This is a genomic window from Calothrix rhizosoleniae SC01 (assembly GCF_900185595.1).
In the GTDB taxonomy this organism is placed as follows: domain Bacteria; phylum Cyanobacteriota; class Cyanobacteriia; order Cyanobacteriales; family Nostocaceae; genus Calothrix_A; species Calothrix_A rhizosoleniae.
This window is the reverse complement of sequence record NZ_FYBH01000351.1, coordinates 1-10,037: the sequence shown is the minus strand read 5'-3', so window position 1 is coordinate 10,037 and position 10,037 is coordinate 1. Positions and strand designations below refer to the sequence as shown.

The 10,037-nt window shown below is 40.8% G+C and carries 4 protein-coding genes and 2 pseudogenes; all 6 read left to right on the top strand.

The window, feature by feature from the left end; genetic code table 11:
- Positions 1-945: pseudogene (locus tag CALSC_RS26670) on the top strand (hypothetical protein); the annotation flags it as partial.
- 114 nt (positions 946-1,059) lie between these two features.
- A complete protein-coding gene (locus CALSC_RS21550) occupies positions 1,060-1,629 on the top strand; it encodes a DUF11 domain-containing protein (RefSeq protein WP_088243317.1) in 570 nt (189 codons plus the stop codon).
- Positions 1,630-2,017: 388 nt separating this feature from the next.
- Entirely contained in the window at positions 2,018-2,458 is a 441-nt protein-coding gene (locus tag CALSC_RS28245; protein ID WP_088243316.1) for a hypothetical protein, read from the top strand.
- A gap of 120 nt (positions 2,459-2,578) precedes the next feature.
- Positions 2,579-3,676 (top strand): annotated as a pseudogene (locus CALSC_RS21540) (hypothetical protein); the annotation flags it as partial.
- Between the two features lie 164 nt (positions 3,677-3,840).
- The gene (locus CALSC_RS21535; RefSeq protein WP_088243314.1) at positions 3,841-7,344 is read left to right on the top strand and encodes a hypothetical protein; all 3,504 of its coding nucleotides are present in this window, start codon (positions 3,841-3,843) and stop codon (positions 7,342-7,344) included.
- Positions 7,338-9,464 carry an OmpA family protein gene (locus tag CALSC_RS21530; protein ID WP_088243313.1) on the top strand — a complete coding sequence of 709 codons (2,127 nt, stop codon included), beginning with the start codon at positions 7,338-7,340 and terminating at the stop codon, positions 9,462-9,464. The genes CALSC_RS21535 and CALSC_RS21530 overlap by 7 nt, the downstream gene beginning before the upstream one ends.
- Positions 9,465-10,037: the final 573 nt, after the last annotated feature.

The window sequence follows — 10,037 nt, the reverse complement described above, 5'->3', positions numbered from 1 at the left end:
TTAATCCCAGTAGGTACCAAACCTGGTGAAACCATCGATGATCCAGATGGTGTTGGTTTTACTAATACTATCCAAAATACTGGTACTACTATTGCTAATATCTCTCTATTACCTACACCACCAGCGACTACAACTAATTTACCTGACAATACTAAAGTCACAATATCTAAGGGCGGTATATCAGCAACTTACAACTATACATCTACTGGTGGATTTGAATTCAAGTCAGGGATAGGTACCGTTGGTGGTAACGCAATTAGTGCAACTAACCCAGTCCGGATCGATAACGTAGCTGTAAACGGGACTGATTTCTATGCGGTGGAAGTAGATTTACCTGAAAATACTAAACTTTCTACCGATGACGATATGCTCAGAGGTTTCCCAGTACCAATCACTGCGTATATTGAAGATAATGCAACACCCAATGGATTACAAACTACTGAGCCTAAAAATATTACCATTGACCGGGTGTACACAGGTTACCTGAAATTGGTCAAAGAATCTGGCATTGTGCAAGCTGATGGTTCAATAACTTATGGTAAGACTGCTTTGACACCTGTTCCTGGTGATAAAATCGCCTACAGGATTACAGCTAGTAACATCTCTGATCCACAAGATGGTACAGGTAACATCATTCTCAATGCTGCAAATACAACTATTACTGAGGATGGTACTAATTACGATGCAAGTACAAATCCTAACGGTAACAACTGGGCATTAGACAATGATAGTAACAACTTCATGGATACTATCCATGTTAATGGTGCTTACAGTGCTGATGGTGGAGATGTGGAACTCTACACTGGTAAAGATACAAAAACTCTCACCAATACAGAGCAAGCTGAGATTACTCAGTATATCGTTAAATACCTCAATGTAATCGGACCAGGACAGGAAAAGGTATTTACCTTCCAGCGTCAAGTTGAAAATAACCCTACTCCATAGTCAGTCGTTTTTATCAGCCCCTAATTTAGGGAGATTTCTGGAATGAATTGTTCCTCAATTAATACCAGATTCCATTGATTGTCAACATTCAAGTCGTTACATAAGGTGATTTCCATGAAACGTTTTTCCATTGCAGGCTTAAGTGCTGTAGCATTAGTTGCTAGTGTTGCCTTTGCTACTCAAATCCCTGTTGTTGCTAATTTCTTACCCGGTGGTTCTGCGATCGCGCAAAATGCTAAAAAAGGTGTAGTTAAGTTACGTCTAGATGCAGCGAAGAAAGTTGTTGTTCAAGATGCTCAAGGTAAACAAAAGGTAAATTGGAAAGTATTAGCAGGTCAAGCAACCGTTCAGCCTGGAGATGTACTACGTTATACAATTACTGGTTCTAATAATGGGGAGAAAGCAGTCAAGGGTCTTGTGATCAATCAACCAATTCCCCAAGGAATGAAGTATGTGTTGAAATCTGCTACCGTAAATGATGTCAAGGGCGCGAAGATTACTTACAGTATTGATAAAGGTAAGAGCTTTGTGGAAAACCCCACCATCAAGGTTAAGCAAAAAGATGGTACATTTAAAACAGTTCCCGCACCAGCAGAACTATATAGTAATATCCGTTGGAAATTCGGTGACTCTGTTGCTGCTAAGGGCGCAGTTAAAGGTACATACCAACTACAAGTTCGCTAAAACTTGTTTTAATTTTTACTTGTGTAGAGAAGTACTTTCCCTATAAGTGTAAGGTGGGTAATGCCCACCCTACTAATACCATTTTGGATTTTAGATTTTAGATTGTGTAAAGATTTACGACATAAGCTTTGCTTTCTTTCTATCTGTAGCAATCATTTTTCAAATAGGTATAAATTCATAAAAGTCTCAGTCTCAATAATCAGGGTTTTATATTTTTATACAGCAAGAGCGATTTAAAAGAGACAAGGTGAACACTACTTACCCTAATAATTTCTCTACATAGGGTGCAACATCTCTACCGCAGCAAAAATAAACGGTTCTGGGTACAGCAATGAACAGAGAGGTGTTGCAATTCCAGGAACCGTAAAGTCTTAGCAGGAGAACAACCGTGCGTCGTCCAAGTTCACATAACCAAATTTATTTTGGCAAGAGCTGGTTAAAGCGGTTGGCTACAATTCTGGCGGTAGGGGGTTTTTTACACAGTCCCATATCTGCTTTTGCTCAAGTTACTACTTCCACTGCAACCAGATCATTTGTTAACCAAGCTTCTTATACTTATACAGATCCTTCTAATAATCATAGTTTTAAATCTAGTTCTAGCCAGTTAACTGCTACTAGCCAAACTACCACTCAATCCTTAATTGACCCTTTAGGACAAATTTTAGGTTGTAATGGACAATTACTAGACGATTATCAAGGCTTTACTGTGGCTCTTTACGATCCAGACCCTAATGATGCTACAGGAACCCAATTAGGCAACTTAACTTCTTTAACAACTACTGAAAATCCTGATATTCCTGATAATGGTATTGATCTGGGTATTAAGTAAGTCGGCACAATAAAACCAAACTATGTGAAGAATAGTAAATAAGCCTAAAACCCTTGTTCCCCCTGCTCCCTGCTCCCTGCCCCCTGCCTTATCCAAACGATAATTTTTTACGCCAACCTACTTAGTCCCAATACTACTAATATTAATCCCTTTCCCCTTACCAATGCAGACCAGGGTTTCTACAACTTCTTATTCGACCCCAATAAAGGGCAAACTGATGTCGGTAGAACCTATATTTTAGTGGTCGATCCCCCAGCCAATTCTATCTATACCCAGCGACGGATCAAGCTGGCAATTACTAGTAATACTAATGATATTCTTCAGTATACTGCTACTTCTATAGATGGTACACCCATAAGTCTCCAAGGTGACACTCAACTCAGTACTCAAGTATCAGTAGCCGATGCGGAACAAATAGGGTTATCTTTATTACCTTTAAATTTGGATATGGGGTTGTGTCAAGCCGATCAATTGCGGATTACGAAAATAAGCGATCGCGCTACGGCAGAGCCAGGAGATACTGTGATTTATCGCCTTTCCCTCAAGAACCAAGGTGATTCTGGTTTAGATAATGTGGTTGTAACTGATACTTTCCCTATAGGCTTTAAGTTTTTACCCAAATCTGTTCAGGGTGAAATTAATGAAGAGGCTGTTAGTATAAATACAGACAATAGTGGAAGGCAAGTATCTTTTAGGACTTCAGCAACTATAGCCACGGGACAAACTCTGAATATTGTCTATGCTGCTCAATTAACTCCCGATGCACTGCGAGGTTCTGGTCAAAATACAGCAATTGTCAATGCTCAACGTACTGATAATGATTTTGCAGTTCAAGATGGACCTGCAACCCATTTAATGAGAATCCGTTCAGGAATTGCCTCTGATTATGGCACAATCATCGGTCGTGTGTTTGTGGATAAAAACTTTGATGGGGAACAACAAAAGGGCGAGCCTGGAGTTCCTAATGCAGTGATTTTCTTAGAAAGTGGCACCCGTATAACTACTGATGCTAATGGTATTTTTTCAGTTGCTAATGTGTTACCAGGTGCCCATGTAGGGGTTCTCGATCTTAGCAGCTTACCTGGTTATAGTCTTGCTCCTAATACCCGTTTCCGGGAACGCAATAGCCAATCTCGCTTAGTACGCTTAGAGCCTGGTGGCATGGTGCGAATGAACTTTGCAGTCACTCCTACTTTCAAAGAGGAGGGAAAGAAGTGAAATCAAGACTAAGTAGGTTGGCGTAAAAAATTATCGTTTGGATAAGGCAGGGGGCAGGGAGCAGGGAGCAGGGGGAACAAGGGTTTTAGGCTTATTTACTATTCTTCACATAGTTTGGTTTTATTGTGCCGACTTACTTACACCATACATATTATCTCAAACTAATGGTAACTATGGCTGGAGCCGCAAGTTTAATTTTGTCTCCAGCTACAGTTCGATCAGAAACAATCGAAAACGTCAAGGTTAAAACCAAAACTAATCCAGTTAAATCGACTTCCCAGCCAATTCGCTCATTAAAAGGTCAGCAAACAAAGAAACAAGAAAAGACCCCGCTTTCTCCAATTGCGCCGACAACAACCACAGACCAGGGGAAAGTGGTCAAATTTACTGGTATAAAAATATTATCTCCAACCCCAGAAGATGTGTTGAGCGATCGCACAACTACAATAATTTTACAATTTCCTGAGAATCAAGAAACTGAATTGCGGGTCAATGGTAAATTGGTCGAAAAGTCTTTAATTGGTCGTACAGCTAAGGATGCTCAGACTAAGTCAGTCACCCAAACATGGTATGGTGTCCCTTTGCAACCGAGGGAAAATATCATTACCGCTCAATTGGTAGGCTCTACAAAGTCTCCAGCAACGGTAAAGGTGATGGTTAGCGGTGCTGCGACTCAAATGAAGGTGGAGACTGTAGAATCTAGGATTCCTGCTGATGGACGTTCTATAGCAACAGTTAAGGGAAAATTATTGGATGAAAATGGTAATGTCTCTAACTGGAAGGCAATTGTTACTTTGACAGCTACGGATGGAGAGTTTGTCGGTGCAGATTTTAAGCCTGATATACCAGGATTTCAGGTAGAGGCTCAAGAGGGAAAATTTGCTGCGACTTTTAAGTCTGGTTTAAAAGCTAAAACAGTTACTATTCAAGCCAAAACTATTGGTTTAGAGGCTTTTACCCAATTGCAACTAGAAACCGCCTTGCGTCCTAGTCTGGTTACTGGGGTAGTGGATGTGCGTTTAGGCGCTAGAGGTACGAATTTTTTCAGTAGTTTACGGGATTTTCTACCTACAGATGGCGATAATAGCACTCAACTAGATTTTCGCTCAGCTATATTTGCTACTGGGGCAATTGGTGAATGGTTATTTACTGGGGCATATGATAGCAGTCGCACTCTGAATCAAGGTGAGAGTAATAATAGGAGACAGAGTAGGGAATTACAGTTTGATGAGAAAACTTATCCCGTATATGGAGACAGTTCCAAAGTTGAGGCTGTAGCATCTTCTTTAGATAGTTTATATGTGCGCTTAGAGCGATCGCCAAAAATTTCCGGAGCCGAGCCTGATTATGTCATGTGGGGTAACTATAATACCAATGAGTTGTCCCGTTCTTCCCAGCAGTTTACCGCGACTAACCGCAAGTTACACGGATTTAAGGGTAATTACAATTTAGGTAATCTACAAATTACTGGTTTTTACAGTCAGAATGTAGAAGGTTTTCAACGAGATAATATTTCTCCTGATGGAACTAGTGGGTATTATTTCCTCTCCCAGAGATTGGTGGTACCGGGTAGTGAAAGTATTTATATTGAGTTGGAAGAACTCAATCGTCCCGGTACGGTTTTACAACGGACAAAGCTGAGTCGGGGTGCAGATTATGACATAGATTACGATCGCGGTAGTATATTATTCCAAGAACCCATTTTACGTACAGATCTAGATGAGAATGGGCAAGTTTTGGTGAGAAAAATTGTTGCTACCTATGAATATGAAAGTACACAATCTAGTGATAGCAACATTTTTGGTGGTCGTCTGCAATATAATTTTGCTCGAGGCTTAAAAAATGAAAGTTGGTTGGGTACGAGTTACATTAGGGAAGATAAAGGAACACGAGATTTTGAACTGTATGGTGCAGATACCCAAATTTCTCTCGGCTCGGGGAGAACTATCATTGCTGAATACGCCCATTCTACAAACAACTCTGTAGGGGGTACAGTCAATGGTGAAGCTTGGCGAGTGGAAGCAAAAGGAGAAATTTTTAAGGGACTGCAAGCCAGAGCCCATTATCGCACTGCAAGTCCTGGATTTGCCAATAATGCCACGGTGAGTTTTGTACCTGGACAAACCAGGTACGGGGCACAGTTAACTGGTAAACTTAGTAAAAAGACTAATCTGCGGTTGCAGTATGATCACGAAGATAATTTTGGTGTTGCTCCCCAAGTTACCACCAATCTAGAGGATTTACTTAACCCTGAAACTACTACAACCCCTGGTAGTCCAGTTGATAATTCCTTAACCACAATATCTGCGGGTATTCAACAACACATTGATCAAGCAACTGTAAATTTAGATTTGTTACACCGTTTTCGCCGGGATAAAATAGCCAATACTGAGACTAAATCTGAACAATTGCGATCGCGGCTTACTTTTCCCATTGCGAAAAAACTAACATTCTCAGCTCAGAACGAACTTAGTATATCTTCTAACAGCGATACGGTTTATTCCGACCGCACCCTATTTGGACTAAACTGGACTTTAAGGCCCGGTGTTAAACTCAGCCTGACACAGCAATTCTACCACAAAGGTCAATATAGCGGTAATTCCTTCACTAGTTTAAATATTAACGGCGAACACAAATTGGCTAGAGATACCACCGTCACGGGACGTTACTCCATTACTGGAGGAGCAAATGGGATGACAGGTCAAGGTGCGGTGGGTTTAAAACATAAATGGCATATTTCCCCTGGTTTGCGACTAGATTTAGCCTATGAACGGGCAGTCGGCAACTTTTTTGGGAAAAATGGAACAGGGAAACAATTTGCTCAACCCTTTGCTGTCGGTCAAAGTTCTTCTGCCTTGGGCTATGATTCTGGTGATAGTTATAGCGTGGGGCTAGAATATACAGATAACCCTGATTTTAAAGCTAGCGCCCGTTATCAACATCGTAAATCATCCAATGGTTCTAATACTGTAATTTCCGCGAATGCCACGGGGAAAATTTCCCCTGCTTTAACTGGCTTATTCCGTTACGAACAAGCCAGTTCCGCAAATCAAAAACTAGAAGGAATTGGAAGTACAGCCAATCTGAAACTGGGTTTAGCTTACCGGAATCCCCAAGACGATAAATTTAACGCCCTATTACGTTATGAATATCGCAAAAACCCTTCTACAGTCCCCGAATCAGCTTTATTTGATAGTGGTACTGGTGCAGAAGACCATACATTTGGTTTGGAAGCCATTTATGCACCAAACTGGAGATGGGAATTTTATGGTAAATATGCTTTCCGTAATAGTAAATCTTACCTAGCTGAGGATTTAGTCGGCACTAGCGCCACCAATCTCGGTCAATTCCGGGCTACTTACCGCTTAAATAAAAATATGGATGTGGTAGGGGAAGCCCGTTGGACAAATCAGGATAGCTTCACAGAAACAGGCTTTCTTTTAGAAGCTGGTTACTACCTCAGCCCCAATCTCAGATTAGCTGCTGGTTACGCCTTTGGGAAAGTAAATGATCGGGATTTCTCCGGTAGCAGATCTGCTGGGGGTCCTTACCTTGGTCTAACCCTCAAACTGAATGAACTATTTAGCGGCTTTGGATTACAAAAAGTTACCCCAGTTCAACAACAGGAATCTAAAGTTAAATCTTGGAGACGGAGAACCATATGGTAAGGATAGATGAGAAAGTCACCCAAAACGACAAACAACCAAAGCAATTTATTTACCCCTCCTGGAGCCTCATAGGGTCTGGGTGGGGAATTTTCTCAATCTTAGTACTACTAGTGGGTATACTCATCCCACCCTCCATCGCTCAAACCACAACACTGAGGGTAGTAGTTAACAGTAACCAGGATACAGTCCAAACAGATGATAAAATCACCTTACGGGAAGCCATTGAGATTGTCAATGGTACATTACCTCTCCATCAACTAAGTACAACGGAAAAAGCCCAAATCTTACCAACCAATCAACCACAAATAGAATTTAACCTACCTAGGGGACAAACTGCGATCGCCCTGCAAAATCTCTTACCACCACTTACTACTCCCGGCTTGGTAATTGATGGTACAACTCAACCAGGATATGACATCAAAAAATCTGCAACATCAGCAATTACCATTCCTATCCCTGTGGTATCAATTACCGCCGCAGAAAATCGGGATGTCTTCCGTGGTTTGACTGTAGTTGCCAATAACATCACCATTCGTGGTTTGAGTTTATATGGCTTTACCAAATCTCATGGTGCAACAGCAACTATCCCTCCCGGAGATATTATCATTGCCTCCTGGAAAAATTTAAGAGAGCAGAGAGTATGGAGAAAGGGGGGACAGGACAATGTGATTAAAAATGTAGTTATCGAAAATAACTGGTTAGGTATTCTTCCTGATGAAAGTATGCCCCATAAAACCTCAGCATTTGGGGTATCTGTATTCAATGCAATGGGTACGGTAATTCAACGCAACCGCATTTCCTATCATGACGGTAGTGCCATTATTACTGGTATTAGGGGCGAAGACATGCAGGTGCAACATAACATTATTGTGGGTAATGGGATTGCAGGGATGCCTGACGCGATTAGATTAGATGGGAAAATTAATAACACTCAAATCACCTCTAACCTAATTTGCGGCAATGATGGTAGTGGAATATACTTGTTTAAGCCAGAAGGTTCAGTAAAAATACAAAATAACCAAATTAAGTTTAACGGACGCAGATTACGTAGGGCTGCTGTTTACCTCATGGGTAACAATCATCGGGTAATGAACAACCAAATTACCAATCAAACCGGTTCTGGGGTGGTAGTTACATCCTATCCCCAAAGCCGTCGCAACTTGATTCAAGGGAATCATTTCGCTAATTTAGAAGGCTTGAGTATTGACCTCAATACCCGGCACCATACAGGAGTGCAAGACTTCCAACGAGGTGATGGTCCCAACCCACAACGGGATTCTGGCAATCGTCGCCGAGATACGGGTAATGGGGCAATTAATACACCCAAATTTCTCAGCCGTGAGTTTTTACTGATTAACGGCGAGGTAGGTATTGATGGAAAAGCAGATCCTGGTACAGAAATTGACATCTACCGCGTTATACCTAATCCGAAAAAACAAATCGATTTATATCCCACATATTCTCCTTTAGGGGAGATTATTGCCCAAGTAAAAACCGATGATAAGGGTAGATTTAGCGCCACCTTAGACAATATTAAACCAGGGGAAAAATTAAGTGCGATCGCTACTGACCCCCGTTATGGAACATCAGAGCCATCTGCCAATATCTTAGTAAGATTACCAGGTTTATTACCAAAAATACAAACAAATACAACCGCAGATATACCCAAATGTACTACTCCTATTCCTCCAGTAACCAGAGTCACCCTACCACCGCCAACCATTTCTCTGACTGTACCTCGTAATATTCATTTTGCCTTGGATAAGGACAATATTAGTCCTGAAAGCGCGGTAGTTTTGGATAAAATTGCTGAGGTGTTACAAAAATATCCCACGATTGTAATTGAATTAGAGGGTCATACAGATTCTCGCGCTAGCATTGCTTATAACCAAAATTTAGCATTGAGAAGGGCGAGAAGCACCAGAAATTATTTGATAAAGAAGGGAATTGCACCAGAAAGGATGACAATTCGCTCCTTTGGAGAACGCAAATTATTGACAGAGGAAAATAATCGGGTTGATTATGCCCGTAATCGCCGCGTGGAGATAATTTTCCAGGATATCAGGGGTGTAGATACTGTGTTTGAAAGCCAGGAAGGAGATTTGCAGATTGAACCTTAACTTGATGTAGATTCAATGTCCATGTAATTTTTAATTTTTTTAATTGGGTTCTTGGGTTCTTTTTATGGAAATTTAAAATTGATTATAACAAAATACCTGTGGTACAAGAATTATCAATAATAATATTAATTTTTGAAGATGAAACGCTTATAAAATAAAGGTTTCAATAATTTTTAACCCAATTTACCATAACAATAGCCGAAGATCCTCTATTTTTTTTACCTACATAATAAAACGATGAAACTTAAATTAATCAGCTATGAAATATTTATTTAAGTATGTAAAGATAATATCTAAAAAACTGACTCCACATCGTATCCGCCCTAAAAGTTCCCACCAAAATGCATTCGTCCCTTGGACGGCTTCCTCTGGGAGCATCGCTTCCAACCCCTCCATAAACTTAGTTATCCCAAGAGTTGAGACCCAAAACCACTCTTTTTTGACAACCAACTGGTCACTGAAGCGAAAGCAATGGAACAGATACTGGCTTTTAGTTGCGGGTCTTACAGGGACTATACTCCTCGGTACTCCTCAACAAGCCAAAGCTGACATTAATGACCTACAGCTTAATGT

Bases quoted from the DNA above. Each gene is read 5' to 3' on its own strand.
- CALSC_RS21550 (WP_088243317.1), top strand. From the start codon at position 1,060: ATGAAACGTTTTTCCATTGCAGGCTTAAGTGCTGTAGCATTAGTTGCT.
- CALSC_RS21535 (WP_088243314.1), top strand. From the start codon at position 3,841: ATGGTAACTATGGCTGGAGCCGCAAGTTTAATTTTGTCTCCAGCTACA.
- CALSC_RS21530 (WP_088243313.1), top strand. From the start codon at position 7,338: ATGGTAAGGATAGATGAGAAAGTCACCCAAAACGACAAACAACCAAAG.